Here is a 16,445-nt window from a genome sequence, read left to right as displayed (position 1 = left end):
CCTGCGGTTGGTGTTCCCTATCCCTTCCTCTAAAGTTGTTTCAAACCGAACTGTTGTCCATGAACCACGTATTGATCGTCGAGGACGATGCCGACTCCGCGCGCATGATGGCTGCCTTGATCGGCACCATGGGGCCCTTCACCGTTGCAACGGCGGGCTCCCTGCGCGATGCGCGCCGGCAGATGTCACTGCAGCGGCCCGACCTCGTGCTGCTTGACCTGCGGCTGCCGGACGGCAGCGGCATGGCCCTGTTCGACAATCCCGAACTGACGGCCAACGCCCAGGTGGTGCTCATCACGGGCCACGCCAGCCTCGACACCTCCATCCAGGCGCTGCGCCTGGGCGCCACCGACTACCTCATCAAGCCGGTGACGGCCGCGCAGCTCGAGGGCATCCTGTCGCGCCTGATGAAGCCGGACGCGCTTCAGGCCGAGCTTTCCCAGATGAAGGAAGAGCTCGAGCAAGAGGGCCACTTCGGCGGCATCTGGGGCCGCTCCGACGAGATGCGGCGCATCTATGAGCAGCTGGCCCGGGTCTCCGGCACGGCCGCCACGGTGTTCATCACGGGCGAAAGCGGAACGGGCAAGGAAGTCGTGGCGCAGACGGTGCACGACCTGAGCCGCCGCCGCCACAACCCGTTCCTGGCGGTGAACTGCGGGGCCGTGTCGCCCAACCTGATCGAGAGCGAGATCTTCGGCCACGAGAAGGGCAGCTTCACCGGTGCCGAGCGCCAGCATCAGGGATTCTTCGAGCGCGCCCACGGCGGCACGCTGTTCCTCGACGAGATCACCGAGATGCCGCAGGAGCTGCAGGTGAAGCTGCTGCGCGTGCTGGAGACCGGCACCTTCGCGCGCGTGGGCTCCGTCGAGAGCCAGCAGGCTGATGTGCGGGTCATCGCAGCCACCAACCGATCACCGCTCGAGGCCGTCGCCAGCGGCAGGTTGCGTGAAGACCTGCTCTACCGGCTCAACGTCTTCCCGATCGAACTGCCTCCCTTGCGAGAGCGACCGAGCGACATCCCGCTGCTTGCGCAGCACTTCCTGAACGACATCGCCCGCCGCGAAGGCGAGGTGAAGCGCTTCGCGCCGGAAGCCATCGAGCAGCTGGTGGCCTACCGCTGGCCGGGCAACGTGCGAGAGTTGCGCAACGTCGTGCAGCGGGTCTACGTCATGACCGCCGGGCCGACGATCACCGACGAGTGGCTGCCGCGCAATCCGCCCGCGAGTGAGGAGGCCGCCGCCGACCCCGAGATCTCGCTGAAGCTCGGCACCTCCATGGCCGAGGCCGAGCGAAAGCTCATCCTGGCGACCATGGAGCACTTCGACAACCACAAGGAGCGAGCGGCCGCGGCGTTGGGCGTCAGCCTGAAGACGCTCTACAACCGGCTGAAGCTCTATGCGGGTGACGCCGGAGACGGCGAAGCGCCAGCCGACCAGGAGCGTGAGACGTCCACGCGCTAGCCGCCAGGCGCGCAAGGGCGGCCGCAAAGGGGTTGGCTGCCGGCCCTGGCGCGCTCGATCACCGCAACAGCCACGACACGGCCACGCGAAGCTAGCGGTCTTCCCCGGTGCACAGGCGGTGCATCGCGGCCGGAATCTCGTCGCTCAACTCGCGTGCCAGGAAGCCAAGACGGCCATGGCGTGCCGTCAGGCGTTCGCCCGCGAGCGCATGAAGGCGCACCGCCCACAACGCCGCGTCAAGCGGGGCGATCCCCCGTGCGGCGAGCCCCACCATGAGCCCCGCGAGGGTGTCTCCCGAACCCGAGGTGGCCAGCCCGACGTCTCCGCCGTCGTGTTGCCAACACGGTTCATCGGGAAAGGCGATGCAGGTGGTCGCCCCCTTCAGCACCACGCCGGCTTGCCAGCGCTGCGCGTACTCCGAGGCGAGCGCCTGCGCGTTGGCAAGCACATCGGGTTTGGCTTGACCGGTGAGGTGTGCCATTTCACCGGCGTGCGGGGTGACCGTCACCGGGCCACGCGGCCTCGTGCCGAGGCTCAACACCGTCATCGCTTGCGCGTCCAGGATGAGGGGGCAACTGAAGCGTTCCATCAGCGACTGCGTGAAGGCGACGGTCGCGTCCTCGTCCATCAGTCCGGGGCCCACCACGCAAGCATCGATGCGGGACGCGAGGTCCTCGAGCTGCGAAGCTGCTTCCGTCCCCAAGCCACCGGATGACCGTTCGGCAAGCGCGATCACCCGCGCCTCCGGCATGGCGATGGCAATGGCCATGGACACGCTGGCCGGGGTGGCGATCGTCAACCGGCCGGCGCCGGCACGGAGGGCTGCCGTGGCGGTCAGCAGTGCCGCTCCGGGCACTTCTCGGCTGCCGGCGATCACCAGTACATTGCCGCGCCCTTCCTTGTCGGCGTCCGCTTCAGGCTCGGTCATGCCGCGTTGGCGCAACACCTCGTCGGTGAGCAATCGGCGTCCGCCCCCGGATGCGGCGTTCATGGCTTCGGCGCCACGGGCTGGTCGGGCGCCGCCGTCACCGGCATGTCGGCGTCGCGCAGGGGCGCAAGGAAGTTGACGAGGCGAAGTGCGAGGCCTGGCCCCTCCAGCCGGTCGGATTCGAGGTGGTAGGAGGTGACCGCGCAGTTCGGCACGTCACCCTGGCGATCGATCTCCAGGATGCGCTGTTCATCCATTTGTTCGAGAAGGTAGCGCAGGCAGTTCACGATGACCTGATGGGCGACGATGAGCACCCGCCGTTCCGCATACTCGCGGGTGACCATCTCCAGGAGGCTGCGCAGGCGGAGAATCACGTCACACCAGCTCTCGCCGCCCGGCGGACGGAAGTAGAACTTTCCCACGTGCTGTCGCTGGGCCGCCAGTTCGGGATGACGCAGTTCGATGCCATGCTTGGTAAGCCGGTCCAGGATGCCGAATTCCTTTTCGCGCAGCCGTTCGTCGAAGCGCAGCATCGGGGCGGGCCGGCCGGTTCGCTCGACCACCAGACGGGCGGTCTCGGCGGCTCGAACATACGGAGACGCCAGCACGACTTCAGGCTGCTCGTCCGGGTCCAGGCGCCCGAACCAATCGCCCAGCGCAATGGACTGCTCCACGCCGAGCTCGGACAACGGTGTGTCGATATCCCGAAATGCAATGTCGATCACCGGATGGCCGTGGGCCTCGGCCAGGTCGCGGGCCACATTGCCGGCGCTTTGTCCGTGTCGAACGATCCACAGGGTGCGTGGCCAGGGGGACGAAGGCGTAGGCACGGGCGGCGCTCCAGGTGATGAACCAGTCGACACCGTAGCCGTCGGCGCAAGCGCCGGCCAGCGGCCTGCAGCGCTCGTCAACGTAGGATTCGGACGACAGGCCGCTGACCCGGTTCGATGCGGCCCGCGCGGCCCGGACACCGCGTCGGTTCCAAATCGGCGCGCAGTCTGGAGCGCGCCCAGGCTCTCAGGCGCGCAGGGCCTCCAGCGCAGGGTGGCTGCTGGCCTCGTCTTCCCCTGGCGGTGAGGGCTCGGCACGCGGATCGGGCACGGGTCCCATGGCCGGCCGGACGGAGAACGCCGAGGCCGACGGCAGCAGCGGGTCCCCATCGCCCTCGCTTGCGAGCGAGTCCTCTTTCAACGCGGGGCGCGACGAATCTGCCAGCATGCCGTAGCGCTTGAGGCAGGTTCGAAGCGTGTTGCGGGTGATGCCGAGTGCCTTTGCCGCACGCACCTGGTTCTCGCTCGACTCCCGGAACGCCGTCCGGACCAGCGCCTCATTGACGGCATGAAACAGGTTGGCGTCGCCGGCGTCGAGCAGCCGCTTCACTGCATCCTCCAGCGCGGCATAGGGTGCCTCAGGTGCAGGCGTCTCCCTCGGAGAGCCATCGGGCCTGCCGTTCGCGAAGGACGAGACCGGGTCGTGCACGGGGGGTGTTGCCGACGTGCCGACGAGACGAAGGTCACTCGCCCGAACGAAGCCGTCGCGGCAGACCACCAGACCGAAATGGATGACGTTCTCCAGCTCACGGATGTTTCCTGGCCAAGGGTAGGCGAGCAAGGCGGCCTCGGCGTCCGAGGCGAGCGACACATGGGACAACCCCAACCGCGGTGCATAGACGCCCACGAAGTGCCGTGCCAGCGGCAGGATGTCACCGGGGCGTTCCCGCAGCGGGGGCAGCGCCACCGGTGCCACGTTCAAACGGTAGTAGAGGTCGGCTCGGAAGCGCTGCGCCTCCACGGCCTGCCGCAGGTCCACGTTGGTGGCGGCGACAAGTCGCACGTCCAGGGCCACGGGTTTGCGCGAGCCGAGCCGCACCACCTGGCGCTCCTGCAGCACGCGCAGCAACTTGACCTGCAACGCCAGGGGCAGGTCGCCGATCTCGTCGAGGAACAAGGTGCCCCCGTTCGCGGCCTCGAACCAACCGGCGCGGGAATGCGATGCGCCGGTGAACGCGCCCGACTCATGGCCGAAGAGCTCTGCGTCGATGAGCGTTTCGCTGAACGCCCCGCAGTTCACTGCCACGAACGGACCTCTCCGCTCGCTGCGGGCGTGCAGGTGCCTTGCGATGAGCTCCTTGCCCGTGCCGGTCTCTCCGATCACCAGCACCGACGCCTCGCTGCGGGCAATGCGTTCGACGTGCTCGAGCAGCGCAACCGAGCGGGGATCGTGGAAGAGCAGGGCCTTGGCCCGGATCGACAGGATGCTGCCCTCGCCGGGCGGCAAGGTCAGCACCGGTTCGGCGGAGAAGGGGGCGAACGACTGCATGCCGCGGCGCCGTCAGAGCGTGGCGATCGACACCTCGGTCGACTTGACCAAGGCGACGACCTCGCGACCTACCCGAAGCTCCAGTTCCTTGACCGAGCGCGTGGTGATGACGGAGGTGACGATCAGTCCGGCCGGCGTCTCGACGTCCACCTCGGAGACGACCGGGCCCTCAATGATCTCCTTGACCTTGCCGCGGAACTGGTTGCGGACGTTGATGGCGCTGATTGTCATGAGGACGCTTCCTGAAGATTGTGGAGGGTGAACAACTGCTTGGACTGCTCGGGAGCCACGATAGACAGCTGCACTCGGCCCACCAACGAACGATTCCGAATATTGGTAGTCGGCGCTGATGTCCGGGAGGGCTGCGTCCCCGTGGCTGGCGGCTGAGCAACCACCGCGGTACGGCGCGCACTGCGGCGCCGACGACGACTCGGCCGTCTTGAGGCCACAGCGCAGCGGGCGAGTCGCCGCCAACGGTCTGGCCAAGGAGGGGATGCGGCGAGCTGCGAGCTGAATCCACGCCCCCAGGCATCGCCGTCGTCAGGATGCCGCCAGGCCGACCGCGTCAGGCTCAACGCAGGCCGATGCCGTGCCGGGCCAGGGCTTCGACCAGTCGGTCCCGTCCTTTGAGTCGTTCAGGTCCTGCCAGTCGCGCGAGCGAATGGCTGCTCCAGTCGGTCGGGGTCATTCCCTGCGATCGGTAGAAGTCGCCCATCGTTTCATCGTAGGAGGCCACCGGCACATCCGGCGTTGCGGCCGGAAACCGCTCGCGCGACAGCACGGCCGCCTGGGGCAACCGGGGTTTGACGGCCGCTGGTCGTGCCGGGTCAGGATGGCCCACGCACAGGCCCACCACCGCAAATGCGCCAGGCAGCAGGCCCAGCTCCTCGGCCACCTCGACGCTGCGATTGCGGATCGCGCCCAGATAGCAGGTGCCGAGGCCCAGTGACTCCGCCGCGGTGACGGCATTCTGCGCAGCCAGCACGGCATCGATCACCGCCATCAGGAAGGTGTCAAGGTACGCCGCGCCGTCCAATGGCACGCCGCGGTCATCGGCCAGCGCCTGCAAGCGAGCCAGGTCGGCGATCCAGATCAGCACGAGCGGTGCGTCGCGCACCTGCGCTTGATCGCCGACCAGCCCGGCGAGTCGCAGCCTGCGATCGACATCCTCCACGGCCACCACACTCCAGACTTGCAGGTTCGACGACGAAGGCGCCGACTGTGCTGCAGCGACGAGCCATTCGAGCGTCCCGGGATCGACGGGACGCGTCGCGTCGAACCCCCGCACCGAGCGGTGGGCGAGCAGGGTGGCGAGCACGTCGTTGACGCCGCTCGAAGGCAGGGGCGGGCGCGGGGCATCGCGGCCGTAGCGCGCGGCGAGCAGCGGGTGAACAGCATGTCGCTCGGGTGCGTTCATCGCGTTCACCAGGAGAATTGCCAGCTGCCGATGTCAGGCCGCGGCGGCGCGGCCGAAACCAGTGCGGGGCGCGGCGACTCGCCGAACTCGCTCAGGACATCGTCCTTGATGGCGGCGAAGTCGGGCGCACCCCGGTCGCGCGAGCGCGGTAGCGGCACGTCGACGATGCGCTTGATGCGCCCCGGGCGCGGTTGCATCACGATCACCCGGTCGCCCAGGTAGACGGCCTCTTCCACGTCGTGCGTCACGAGAATGGCCGTGATGCCCTCGGCGCGCCAGATGCGCTCCAGCTCGGTCTGCAGATGACCGCGGGTGAGTGCGTCGAGCGCGCCGAACGGCTCGTCGAGCAGCAGCACCTCCGGCCGGTTGACGAGCGCCCGCGCGATCGCCACGCGCTGAGACATGCCACCGGACAACTGGTGCGGGTAGGCGGTCTCGAAGCCCTTGAGACCCACCAGGTCGATGTGTTCCTGCACGGTGCGGGCCTTGGCGGCCTCGGTGCCCGAGGCGTTCAGCAAGCCGATGGCCACGTTCTGCTGCACGTTCAGCCAGGGGAAGAGACGATGCTCCTGGAACACGATGCCGCGGTCCAGGCTCGTGCCCACGACCCGCTTGCCGTCGAGCAGGATTTCGCCGCGGTAGTCGGCTTCCAGGCCGATGACGAGCCGCAGCAGCGTCGACTTGCCGCAGCCGCTGGTGCCGACGATGCTGACGAACTCGCCGGGCTTGATGGTCAGCGAGATGTCCTGCAGGACGGGCAGGGGTTCGCCCTTGACCTGGTACTGCTTGTTCAGGTTCCGGATTTCGAGGGTGCCGGCGTGTGCCATGGGAGGTCCTTGTTCGGAGAGCGGATGTCGTGACTGATGGAGCGGGACGGGACGCAAAGGGATTCAGTACTGCGCGGTCGAGCGGCCGCGCCAGCGCAGCGATCGGGCCTCGATGCGGGACGCAATGAGGTTGAGCACGAAACCCACGAGGCCCACGACCACCACCCCGAGCAGCACCTGATCCATCCAGAAGTGCTCGCGGCCGTCCGTGAGCAGGTTGCCGATGCCCTTGCCCGAGGTGAGCAGGTATTCGGCACCCAGGGTCGCCAGCCACGCATACAGCAGCGCGAGATAGATGCCGGTGAAGATGGATGGCAGCGCCGAACGCAATACGACATGCCGCAGCAGCTGCGTGCGCGAGAACGCGAACACGCGCGCCACTTCGACCAGATCACGCGGCACGCTGCGGATGCCCTCGAAGGTGTTGAGCATCACGGGGAAGAACGCTGCCAGGGACAGGAAGGCGATCTTGGCCGGGTCCCCGAGCCCGAACCAGACGGAGATGAGCGGGATCCAGGCCAGCAGCGACACCTGCTTGACCGTGTGCAGCGTCGGGCCGACCAGGCGTTCGAACAGCCGCGACAGGCCCAGCAGCGTGCCGACCGCGAGGCCGGCGAGCGAGCCGATCGCGAAACCTGCAAAGAAGCGGCCCAGGCTCGCCTGCAGCGAGGCGCCGAGGTAGCCTTCGTCGGTCAGGCGCACGGCCGTGTCCCACACCTCGCCGATGGGCACGAAGAGCTGGGTGTCGGTCCAGCCGAAGTGGAAGACGGCCCACCAGGTGGTGAGGAGCACGATGGGCAGCGTGACGCCACGCAGCCAGAGGCGAAGGGTCGGATTCATGGGAGCTCCTCAGAAGGCGTTGCGCCGCCAGCGCAGCAAGTGGGCTTCGGTGACCGCCAGCACCTTGTCGAGGGCGAAGCCGATGGCGCCGACAACCACGACCGCGGCGAGCACCACGTCGAGCTGAAACAACTGGCGGCCATACACGATGAGAAAGCCCAGGCCCTCGCTTGAGGCCAGCAACTCCACCCCCACGAGCGCCAGCCAAGCGTGCGTGAGCGCGTACCGAATCCCGTTCCAGATGGGGGGCAGGGCCGAGGGGAACACCACATGGCGCAGCAGTTGCCAGCGCGTGAACCTGAACACGCGTGACACCTCGAGGAAAGAGGTCGGCACATTGCGCAGGCCGTCGTACGTGTTCATCGTGACGGGGACGAACGCGGCCTTGGAGATCAGGATGATCTTCAGCGCCTCGTCGATGCCGACGATCATCATCAACAGCGGCAGCCACCCGAGCGAGGGCACCTGGGCAAAGAGCCGGAAGGTGGGGTAGAGAAACTCCTTCACGGTCGTTGACAGGCCCATGGACACGCCGAGCAGCAAACCGAGACCGGTGCCCAGCGAGAAGCCGTACATCACCCGGCTGAGGCTGATGAGCAGGTGGTCCTGCAGTTCCCCGGTCGACCACAGGTCGGCGAAGGTGGTGGCCACCACTGCGGGGGCGGGCAGGATCTGCGGCGGGATCAACTCGAACTGCGTGCCCAGTTGCCAGGCGAGCAGGACCGCCAGCGGGAACGGCCAGGCCAGCAGGAGGTCGAGGCCGCGGCGGCGCCAGACCACCTGGCGGGCGCTGGGCGTCCGCGGCTCGGCGGACGCGAGCGTCGCGGGACGGGGCAACGAAGGAACCGCCGCCAACGTGGCAGAGGCCAGCGCGGAAGAAGTGACCGACGATGCGAGCGGGGGCGACGCGAGGGTCGCTGACGAGACGGGAGGTGACACAGGCGTTCTCCGGATCAGACGTTGGCACGGCGCCAATGAAGCGCACGGGCCTGCAGGCGTGCGGCGGTGCGGTTGAGCACGGTGCCGACGAGACCGATGGCCAGCATGCCGACCACGATCAGTTCGACGTTGAAGGCGGCGCGTCCCTTGATGACGATGTTGCCCAGGCCGTGCCCCCAGTTGGCCAGCAGGAACTCGCTGCCGATGGTGGCGACCCACGCATAGACGAGGCCGAGCGTGAGGCCGCTGGCGATCTGCGGAGATGCAGCCGGGAGCACCAGTCGGAAGACGCGCTGCCACCGGTTGAAGCCGAACACGCGCGCGACCTCGGCCTGGGCCAGCGTGATGCCGCGAACGCCCTCGAAGGTGCCGAGAGCCACGGGGTACAGAGCGGACAGCGCGATGAAGACCAGCTTGCTCCCCTCTCCATAGCCAAGCCAGCTCGACAGCAGCGGCAGCCAGGCGAACAGCGAGACCTGGCGCAGCGCGTGGAAGGTCGGGCCGATCAAATGGTCGGCCCAGCGCGACATGCCGAGCAAGGTGCCGAGCGCCACGCCGGCCGAGGCGCCGATCACGAAGCCCGACAGGTCGCGCGCCACGCTGTACAGCACGCCGAGCTGGAACTGCGGGTCGGTCAGGGTGCGCCAAGCCGTGCGAAGCACCCCGGCCGGGGGCACGATGAGGCGGGTATCCACCCAATGGAAGGCCGTGGCCACCGTCCAGGCGGCCAGCAGGAGCAGCGGCAGCACCAGGCCGCGCCAGTCGAAGCTGCGGGAGGAGTTCATGGCCGTCCTCTCAGAATGCGGTACGTCGCCAGCCGAGCATGGACGCCTCGGCCCACCGCAGCAACAGGTCGAGGCCCACGCCCACGGCGCCGATCACCACCATGCCGACCACCACCAGGTCGAGCTGGCCGAGCTGGCGGCCCCACACCATCAGGTAGCCGATGCCTTCGCTCGAGGCCAACAGCTCCACGAAGACGAGCGTCAACCACGCCTGCATCACGGCCTGGCGCAGCCCGTTGAAGAGGCTCGGTGCGGCCGACGGCAGCACGACCCGGCGTACCACCTGCGGCAGGCTGAAGCGGTACACCGCGGCCACTTCGAGCTGGGTGTGCGGGATGTTGGCGATGCCGTGCAGTGTGTTGATGGCCACTGGAACGACCACCGCGATGGAGATGGCCGTCACCTTGAGCGCCTCGTCGATGCCGGCAAGGATGATCAGCAGCGGAATCCACCCCAGCACCGGGAACTGCGAGACCACGTCGAAGGTCGGAAAGAGGTACGCCCGAAGGGTCCGTGACAGGCCCATGCCGAAGCCCAGGGCGAGGCCCGCGCTGCCCCCGATGAGCAGGCTCCATCCCACGCGGCCTGCGCTGATGAGCAGGTGGTCCAGGAGCTCGCCGGTCGCCCACAGCTCCTGCAGCGACTGCCAGACAAGCGCTGGCGGCGGCAGGATCTGTTCGGGCATCCACTGGCGATGGACCGCGGTCAACCACAGCGCCAGGAGCGCAGCAGGCAGCAACAGGCCGGCCGCGGCGACCGCGAGGTATCGCACCACGTTGGCGAGCGCGGGCCCCTGAAGGCGCCGCGGTGCCACGGCAATGGCAGAGGGTGACGTGGTCGCGTGCATGGCGTCAGGCGAGCTTGCGGCCGGGGACCTTGACCTTGCCGTCGGCGTCCTGCTGAGGCCAGTAGTCCTCCAGCTGGAGCTCCTTCAAGGCCTGCTGCAGGTACTTGGGCTCGAGCCAGCCGTCGATCGACACCTCGCGCCGCACCAGCCGGTACTTCTTCACTTCCTCCACCGACCGCTGGAGGCTGGCCGCGTAGTAGTCGTCCAGCAGCGGGTTGATGCGCGTGCGCAGATCCCGCGTGCGGTCCCAGGCGACCTTGTAGTCGATGTAGGGCGTGCCCGACGTCGCCCACAGCTGGTACTGGCGTTCGCGGTTGGCCTCCTGGGTGCTCCAGTGGGCCACCTTCACCAGCCGCGTGACCAGGCGCTGCACCAGGGGAGCGTAGCGTTGCTCGAAGGCCTCGCTGACCCAGATGGTGCCGGGGCGGGTGATGTACGGATCGTCGAGAACCTCGTGGATGCGCCGCGCCACGCCGCGGGCCTCCAGGTCGAACGGAGCGCGCACGGCCCCGTCGATGTCGCCCGTGGACAGCGCGGCGAGCGTCGAGTCGCTGTCCAGGCTGATCACGCGAAAGTCCTTGTCCGTCAGGCCGAACTTGTCGAACCAGCGGTTGAGTGTCAGCTGGCTGGCGGTGCCCTTGAAGGTGGCGATGCGCTTGCCTTTGAGGTCCGTCAGCGTCTTCGCCGAGGATGCCGTCGGCACGACGAAGTAGCTGTCGCCCCCCCGGCTCGATGACGCGATCACCTTGTGCTTGAGGCCGGTCGACTTGCCGACCAGCACCGGCAGGTCGCCGTGCCCGAAGCCGAAGTCGACCAGTCCGTTGGCGAGGGACTCGTTGAGTGCAGGACCGGCCCCGGGGAAGAACTTCCATTCGACCCGGATGCCATCGCCCTTGAACTCCTCGTCGATGGCGCGCAGGTGGTGGGCGTTGGCGGTGTAGGCGCCGCCGCCCAGGGGGCGGCCGCCGGTGCCGGCGTTGGGAAAGCCGATGCGGATCACCGCAGGCTTGTCCTGGGCGAATGCGCGCGTGGCGGCAAGGGGCGAGGTCAGGGTGGCCGCGCCGAGCGCGGTGGTGAAAGTGCGTCGTTTCATGGGGTGCGTCAGAAGCCGTACTGGAATTGGAGTTGGAGGCCGTGCTGCTTGGCGGGGCGGTCCGCGGAGGGGCCGGCCGCGCCGTGGTCGTTCTTCTGCTGCAGGTAGTTCGCCTGCAGCTTGGTCGTTTCCGCGAAGAACGCGTTCAAGCCGATCGTGGTGATGCGGGTCTTGTCACCTGTGACGGTCGAACGGGTGTCGTTGTCGAAAACGTCGTGGCGCACGAAGGCCTGGTACGACTTGGGCCAATAGTCGTCGTACTTGGCCAGCGACTTCTCGCTCGTCAGGAACTGCTCGCCCCAGGTGTAGCCCAGGTTGATGTACTGGCCGCGGGCCTTCTTCCTGAAGGTGGGCGTGGCCTCGCTGGCGGAGGCGGCGGAGGTCGTGAAGGCGTCGTCGTCACCCTGGGCGTACTCGTAGGCGACCGAGTAGGGCAGGTGGGTGTAATTCACGTCGAATCCGGTGCGGCGCGACTTGCCGACGCGCACGACGCCCGCGGTCGTGGTGTTGGCCAGATTGTTGTAGCCCTCGTAGACGGACACCCCGAGCTTGAGCTCGCGCCACCAGCTGTTGTAGTCGGCCGGGAGCGTGAAGGCCACGCGGCCGAGCCAGTCCTTCTTGCCGTTGTTGTCCGACTTGTTGGGCCCCGAGCCGTTGACCACCCCGAATGCGTACTCCACCAGGGCCGAGCGGTAGTTGTTGGTCCAGTCGACATCCACGAAGGCGTCGCCGCGGTAGATGACGCCGATCTGCCGGGTGTTGATGCCACTCAGCGCAGAGGTGAACTGGGCGGAGGTGATGACGGGGCGGATCTCCTCGGTGGTCTGCGCCTCCAGGCCGAAGGGCACCTGCTGCTGGCCCACGGTGATCGCGCCCTTGCGGTCTTCCGGGCCGCCGTTGGTCGGCTCGATGCTGTAGGCGAGGTTGGCGTTCGTGAGGTTGAACTGCGAGCCGTTTCCGGAGGAGGCGCCGAGGGTGCGGGTGGCACTCGTGGTGGACGTGGGGCTGCCGGCGAAGTTGCTGCCGGTGGCGAAGCCGAGCTGGTACGTGAGGTTCTTCCCCTCGGCGTAGTCACGGTACAGGTTGCCGGTGAACGAAAGCGTCACCGAGGGCACATCGAAACTCGTCTGACGGCCGGTTGCCACGGCCGTGGTATTGCCACCGGTCGCGCCGTTGGCCTGGCCGGCGACAACCGCCGGATTGAACCAGCTGCCGCGGACCTGCACCGTGCCGCCGATCCGCGTGTTGCGTGTGACGCTGGCGCGGTTGCGTTCGGCCGTGCGCGACTGCTCGTACTTGTAGTTCTCCATGTCGGCGCGGATGCCCTGGATGTCGGCCTGCGATGCCGGCGTGGCCGCATCACGCGTGGCCTGGTCGCGCTCCGGGGTCGCCGAGGCGGTGCTGGCCGGCTCCGGCGCAGCGGCCGTGAATGTCGAGGCCGGTGCTGGCGCCGGCGCCTGTGCCGTCACCGGGGGCGTCACCGGGGGCGTCACCGGCTGGGCCGCTGCCGCGGCTTGTGCCTTGGTGAGCTCGGTGAGGGCCTGGAGCTGCTTGCGCAGCTCGTCGATCTCTCTCTTGAGTTGTTTCGCCGATTGGGCGTGGACCGCGGGGCTCGCGACCGCGAGCACGAGGGCGCCTGCCAAGGCTGTTGTTCTGTGAGGGGGCACCGTGAGGACTCCTGGGTTCGGGGTGGGGTTTGACGACCCTGTTTGCAGAACCCGTGCCACGCGAGAACCCAGTGTTTTCGGGGGTTTGCGGCCCGATCGCCCGTTCCGCTGCTGCGTGCGGAACATGTGGCGCCGGGCCGCGTGTTGGTTAGAGAGCAGCATGTCGCGATGCCTGCAGTGGCCGAGCTCAGGCCGCCTTCGCCAACGAATGCGGCGCAGCGTAGCGGTTGGTGGGCAGCGGCAGTCCGAGGTTGCCGCGCAGGGTCGACGCCTCGTACTCGGTGCGGAACAGGCCGCGGCGCCGCAGCACCGGCAACACGAGATCGATGAAGTCGACGAGCCCCGCCGGATAGGTGGGCGCAAGCAGGTTGAAGCCGTCGGCCGCCTCGCTCACGAACCACTCCTCCAGCTGGTCGGCGATGCCTTCAGGCGTTCCATGGATCACGCGATGGCCACGCGCGCCCGCCACCCACTCGTAAAGCTGGCGGATGGTCAGGTTCTCGCGCGCGGCCAGTGCAAGCAGCAGCTTCTGCCGGCTCTTGTTCGCGTTCGTCTCGGGCAGGTCCTGGGGCACGGGCCCGTCGAGGTCGTACGCGCCGAGCACGTCCGGCCCGCCCAGGCTCTGCAGCAGCGACAGTCCGATCTTCGGATCGATCAACGCGCGCAGTTGCTCGATCTTGTCGAGGGCCTCCTGTTCCGTGCGCCCGATCACCGGGTACACGCCGGGGAGGATCTTGATGTGGTCCGGGTCGCGGCCGATGGCGGCGGCGCGCCCCTTCACGTCGCGGTAGAAGGACTGCGCATCGTCGAGCGTCTGCCACGCGGCGAAGATTGCCTCTGCCGTGCGGGCTGCAAGGTCGCGCCCGGGTTCGGAGGCGCCGGCCTGCACGATCACGGGATGGCCCTGCGGTGAGCGTGGCACGGTCAGCGGCCCGCGCACCTTGTAGAACTCGCCCACGTGATCGAGCACGTGGATCTTGTCGGGGTCGGCATAGACGCCGCTCTGCTTGTCGTGGATGAACGCATCGTCCTCGATGCTGTCCCACAGTCCCTTGACCACCTCGACGAACTCGGCTGCGCGGCGATAGCGCTCGCCGTGCTCAGGGTGGGCCTCCAGCCCGAAGTTGTAGGCCGCCTGCGGGTTGCCCGACGTGACCACGTTCCAGCCGGCCCGGCCGCCGCTGATGAGGTCGAGCGAGGCGTACTTGCGCGCCACGTGATAGGGCTCGTTGTACGTGGTGGAGACCGTCGAGATGAAGCCGATGTTCTTCGTCACGGCGGCCAGCGCCGAGTACAGGGTGATCGGCTCGAAGCCACCGCCCTGGCTGGCGCGCCGTCGCACCTCGGGATCCCCGGCGCGCGGCCAGGCGCCATCGCTGTCAGCGGTGAAGATGGCATCGAACTTGGCGGCCTCGGCCAGCTGGGCGAGCTTCTTGAAGTGCTCGAAGTTCGTGCCGCCGTCGGTGGGCGTGTCGGGGTGGCGCCAGGAGGCGGCGTGGTGCCCGGTCGGCGACAGGAAGGCGCCGAGCTTGATTTGGCGTGCAGGTCGTGTCATGTCAGGCAGCCTTCGTTTGACGGGCGACGGTGAACTGGTTCTGCGGGCGGTCGAGGCCGAGGTTCTCGCGCAGCGTCGTTCCTTCGTACGCGGTACGGAACAGGCCGCGGCGCTGCAGCTCTGGCACGACGAGCTCGACGAAGTCCTCGAGCGACTCCGGCAGCACCGGGGGCATCACGTTGAAGCCGTCGGCCGCGCCGTTCTCGAACCACGACTGCATTTCGTCGGCGATCTTTTCCGGCGTGCCGACGACCACCCAGTGACCGCGGGCGCCGGCCAGGTATTCGTACAGCTGGCGCACGGTGAAGCCTTCGCGGCGTGCCAGTTCGATCACCACGTGCTGCCGGCTATTGCGGCCCTTGGGCGGCTCGGGGTAGTAGGGTGGCGGGGCGTCCAGGTTCCAGGTGGTCAGGTCGTCGTCAGGCCAGAAGTGCGCGATCGTGTTGAGCCCGACCGACGGATGGATGAGCTGCTGCAGCGCCGCCCATTTCGCCTGCGCTTCCTCCTCGGTGCGTCCGACCACCGGCGAGATGCCGGGCAGGATCAGCAACTGGTCCGGGCGGCGGCCGTACTTGGCGAGGCGACCCTTGACGTCGCTGTAGAAGGCCTGCGCTTCGGCCAGGCTCGTCCAGGCGGTGAAGATTGCCTCGGCGGTCGCCGCGGCGAGTTCCCGCCCGGGCTCCGAGGAGCCGGCTTGCACGACGACGGGATAGCCCTGCGGCGGCCGCTCCAGGTTTAAGGGGCCGGAGACCTTGAAGTGCTTGCCATGGTGGTTCACCGCATGCAGCTTGGCCGGGTCGAAGTAGACCCCGGTCTCCGGATTGCGGACGAACGCATCGTCCTCGAAGCTGTCCCACAGGCCCTTCACCACGTCGATGAATTCGTGGGCGCGCTCGTAGCGCAGCTCCGGTTCCGGATGGGCGTCGAGGCCGAAGTTGCCGTACACCCGGTCCGACCCCGTGGTGACGACGTTCCAGGCCGCACGGCCCTTGCTGATGTGGTCGAGGGATGCGAACTTGCGCGCGAGCAGGAACGGGTCTTCGTAGGTCGTGGACGCGGTGGCAACGAACCCGATGTGCTTCGTGACGGCCGCCAGGGCCGACCACAGCGTGACCGGCTCGAAATACGAGACGCGGCCCTGGCGGCTGAACGACTCCGCATCCCCGCGGTGGGCCACGCCCGGGGAGTCGGCCACGAACACCTGGTCGAAGAGTCCGCGCTCGGCGAGCTGGGCCACTTCGATGTAGTGGTCGATGTTCACGCCGGAGTCGATCTGCGAGCCGGGGTGCCGCCAGGCGGCGATGTGGTGGCCGGTGGCCATGATGAACGCGCCAAGGCGCAGTTTTCGTTCGCTCATGTGAGTCTCTCTGAATGGGTGGATGCATGGAGCAGGCGCGCTTCACAGCGCAAGCGGTGTGCCAGTGACGGCACGGGCCAAAGCGGCTGTTCCTGCTGCTGGCGCAGCAACCCGCTGGCGAAGATGTTGGGTCGGCGACACCCGGCGCGGTGCCGCCTGCTGCTTCGGCAACCGATCAGAACGGGCAGCCGCGGCCAGACGGGCGCGACCGACGACGCACCCGCTCGCCTGGACCAGAACCCCTGCGTGCGCACAGCGTGGACGGGTTGTCCCGATGTCACCCGATTGCCGGCGGCGGGGTACGGGGTCCGCGCCTGCTCGACGTGAAGTCGCTCGGGCTGACTGCGCAGCAGCGGATCGGCGGCCCTGCTGCGATGGATGTGGCGGAGCATCGCGCTGCGTGGCACGGCA

General features: G+C 68.1%; 15 protein-coding genes. 1 reads left to right on the top strand and 14 read right to left on the bottom strand.

Features of this window, described 5'->3' with window-relative positions:
* The first annotated feature begins 59 nt into the window (after positions 1 to 59).
* Positions 60 to 1,460 carry a sigma-54-dependent transcriptional regulator gene (locus ACSQ2F_RS10150; RefSeq protein ID WP_436022338.1) on the top strand — a complete coding sequence of 467 codons (1,401 nt, stop codon included), beginning with the start codon at positions 60 to 62 and terminating at the stop codon, positions 1,458 to 1,460.
* A 91-nt stretch (positions 1,461 to 1,551) separates the two neighbouring features.
* Here the strand turns inward: ACSQ2F_RS10150 and ACSQ2F_RS10145 are convergent, their stop codons facing one another.
* The 14 genes from ACSQ2F_RS10145 to ACSQ2F_RS10080 form a co-directional block, all read right to left on the bottom strand.
* Positions 1,552 to 2,451 carry an NAD(P)H-hydrate dehydratase gene (locus ACSQ2F_RS10145; protein WP_436022336.1) on the bottom strand — a complete coding sequence of 300 codons (900 nt, stop codon included), beginning with the start codon at positions 2,449 to 2,451 and terminating at the stop codon, positions 1,552 to 1,554.
* Complete coding sequence (locus tag ACSQ2F_RS10140; protein WP_436022334.1) at positions 2,448 to 3,218, bottom strand: histidine phosphatase family protein; 771 nt, start codon at positions 3,216 to 3,218, stop codon at positions 2,448 to 2,450. Before ACSQ2F_RS10140 ends, ACSQ2F_RS10145 begins: the two co-directional genes overlap by 4 nt.
* A 187-nt stretch (positions 3,219 to 3,405) precedes the next feature.
* The gene (locus ACSQ2F_RS10135) at positions 3,406 to 4,707 is read right to left on the bottom strand and encodes a sigma-54 interaction domain-containing protein (RefSeq protein WP_436022332.1); all 1,302 of its coding nucleotides are present in this window, start codon (positions 4,705 to 4,707) and stop codon (positions 3,406 to 3,408) included.
* Between the two features lie 12 nt (positions 4,708 to 4,719).
* A complete protein-coding gene (locus tag ACSQ2F_RS10130) occupies positions 4,720 to 4,938 on the bottom strand; it encodes a TOBE domain-containing protein (protein ID WP_436022330.1) in 219 nt (72 codons plus the stop codon).
* A 340-nt stretch (positions 4,939 to 5,278) separates the two neighbouring features.
* Complete coding sequence (locus ACSQ2F_RS10125; protein WP_436022328.1) at positions 5,279 to 6,025, bottom strand: NADPH-dependent oxidoreductase; 747 nt, start codon at positions 6,023 to 6,025, stop codon at positions 5,279 to 5,281.
* Between the two features lie 104 nt (positions 6,026 to 6,129).
* Positions 6,130 to 6,951 (bottom strand): ABC transporter ATP-binding protein, encoded by an 822-nt coding sequence (locus tag ACSQ2F_RS10120; RefSeq protein ID WP_436022326.1) that lies wholly within the window; start codon positions 6,949 to 6,951, stop codon positions 6,130 to 6,132.
* A 63-nt stretch (positions 6,952 to 7,014) separates the two neighbouring features.
* Positions 7,015 to 7,791 (bottom strand): ABC transporter permease, encoded by a 777-nt coding sequence (locus tag ACSQ2F_RS10115; protein WP_436022324.1) that lies wholly within the window; start codon positions 7,789 to 7,791, stop codon positions 7,015 to 7,017.
* 9 nt (positions 7,792 to 7,800) lie between these two features.
* Positions 7,801 to 8,646, bottom strand: coding sequence for an ABC transporter permease (locus tag ACSQ2F_RS10110; protein ID WP_436026788.1), 846 nt, complete (start codon positions 8,644 to 8,646; stop codon positions 7,801 to 7,803).
* Between the two features lie 98 nt (positions 8,647 to 8,744).
* A complete protein-coding gene (locus tag ACSQ2F_RS10105; protein WP_436022322.1) occupies positions 8,745 to 9,515 on the bottom strand; it encodes an ABC transporter permease in 771 nt (256 codons plus the stop codon).
* A 10-nt stretch (positions 9,516 to 9,525) separates the two neighbouring features.
* A complete protein-coding gene (locus ACSQ2F_RS10100) occupies positions 9,526 to 10,362 on the bottom strand; it encodes an ABC transporter permease (RefSeq protein ID WP_436022320.1) in 837 nt (278 codons plus the stop codon).
* A 4-nt stretch (positions 10,363 to 10,366) separates the two neighbouring features.
* Positions 10,367 to 11,455 carry an ABC transporter substrate-binding protein gene (locus ACSQ2F_RS10095; protein WP_436022318.1) on the bottom strand — a complete coding sequence of 363 codons (1,089 nt, stop codon included), beginning with the start codon at positions 11,453 to 11,455 and terminating at the stop codon, positions 10,367 to 10,369.
* 8 nt (positions 11,456 to 11,463) lie between these two features.
* Positions 11,464 to 13,098 carry a porin gene (locus ACSQ2F_RS10090; protein WP_436022316.1) on the bottom strand — a complete coding sequence of 545 codons (1,635 nt, stop codon included), beginning with the start codon at positions 13,096 to 13,098 and terminating at the stop codon, positions 11,464 to 11,466.
* Between the two features lie 211 nt (positions 13,099 to 13,309).
* The gene (locus ACSQ2F_RS10085; RefSeq protein ID WP_436022314.1) at positions 13,310 to 14,677 is read right to left on the bottom strand and encodes an LLM class flavin-dependent oxidoreductase; all 1,368 of its coding nucleotides are present in this window, start codon (positions 14,675 to 14,677) and stop codon (positions 13,310 to 13,312) included.
* A gap of 1 nt (position 14,678) precedes the next feature.
* On the bottom strand, positions 14,679 to 16,034 hold the full coding sequence (locus ACSQ2F_RS10080) for an LLM class flavin-dependent oxidoreductase (RefSeq protein WP_436022312.1): 1,356 nt from the start codon (positions 16,032 to 16,034) through the stop codon (positions 14,679 to 14,681).
* Between the last annotated feature and the right edge of the window lie 411 nt (positions 16,035 to 16,445).

It is taken from the genome of Rhizobacter sp. LjRoot28, from assembly GCF_964253025.1.
Lineage (GTDB): Bacteria > Pseudomonadota > Gammaproteobacteria > Burkholderiales > Burkholderiaceae_C > Rhizobacter.
The sequence above is the reverse complement of the archived record's forward strand: the minus strand, read 5'-3'. Positions and strand labels throughout refer to the sequence as shown.

Coding starts and splice junctions, on each gene's coding strand:
- ACSQ2F_RS10150 (WP_436022338.1), top strand. CDS start 60: ATGAACCACGTATTGATCGTCGAGGACGATGCCGACTCCGCGCGCATG.
- ACSQ2F_RS10145 (WP_436022336.1), bottom strand. CDS start 2,451: ATGAACGCCGCATCCGGGGGCGGACGCCGATTGCTCACCGACGAGGTG.
- ACSQ2F_RS10135 (WP_436022332.1), bottom strand. CDS start 4,707: ATGCAGTCGTTCGCCCCCTTCTCCGCCGAACCGGTGCTGACCTTGCCG.
- ACSQ2F_RS10130 (WP_436022330.1), bottom strand. CDS start 4,938: ATGACAATCAGCGCCATCAACGTCCGCAACCAGTTCCGCGGCAAGGTC.
- ACSQ2F_RS10120 (WP_436022326.1), bottom strand. CDS start 6,951: ATGGCACACGCCGGCACCCTCGAAATCCGGAACCTGAACAAGCAGTAC.
- ACSQ2F_RS10115 (WP_436022324.1), bottom strand. CDS start 7,791: ATGAATCCGACCCTTCGCCTCTGGCTGCGTGGCGTCACGCTGCCCATC.
- ACSQ2F_RS10105 (WP_436022322.1), bottom strand. CDS start 9,515: ATGAACTCCTCCCGCAGCTTCGACTGGCGCGGCCTGGTGCTGCCGCTG.
- ACSQ2F_RS10100 (WP_436022320.1), bottom strand. CDS start 10,362: ATGCACGCGACCACGTCACCCTCTGCCATTGCCGTGGCACCGCGGCGC.
- ACSQ2F_RS10095 (WP_436022318.1), bottom strand. CDS start 11,455: ATGAAACGACGCACTTTCACCACCGCGCTCGGCGCGGCCACCCTGACC.
- ACSQ2F_RS10085 (WP_436022314.1), bottom strand. CDS start 14,677: ATGACACGACCTGCACGCCAAATCAAGCTCGGCGCCTTCCTGTCGCCG.
- ACSQ2F_RS10080 (WP_436022312.1), bottom strand. CDS start 16,034: ATGAGCGAACGAAAACTGCGCCTTGGCGCGTTCATCATGGCCACCGGC.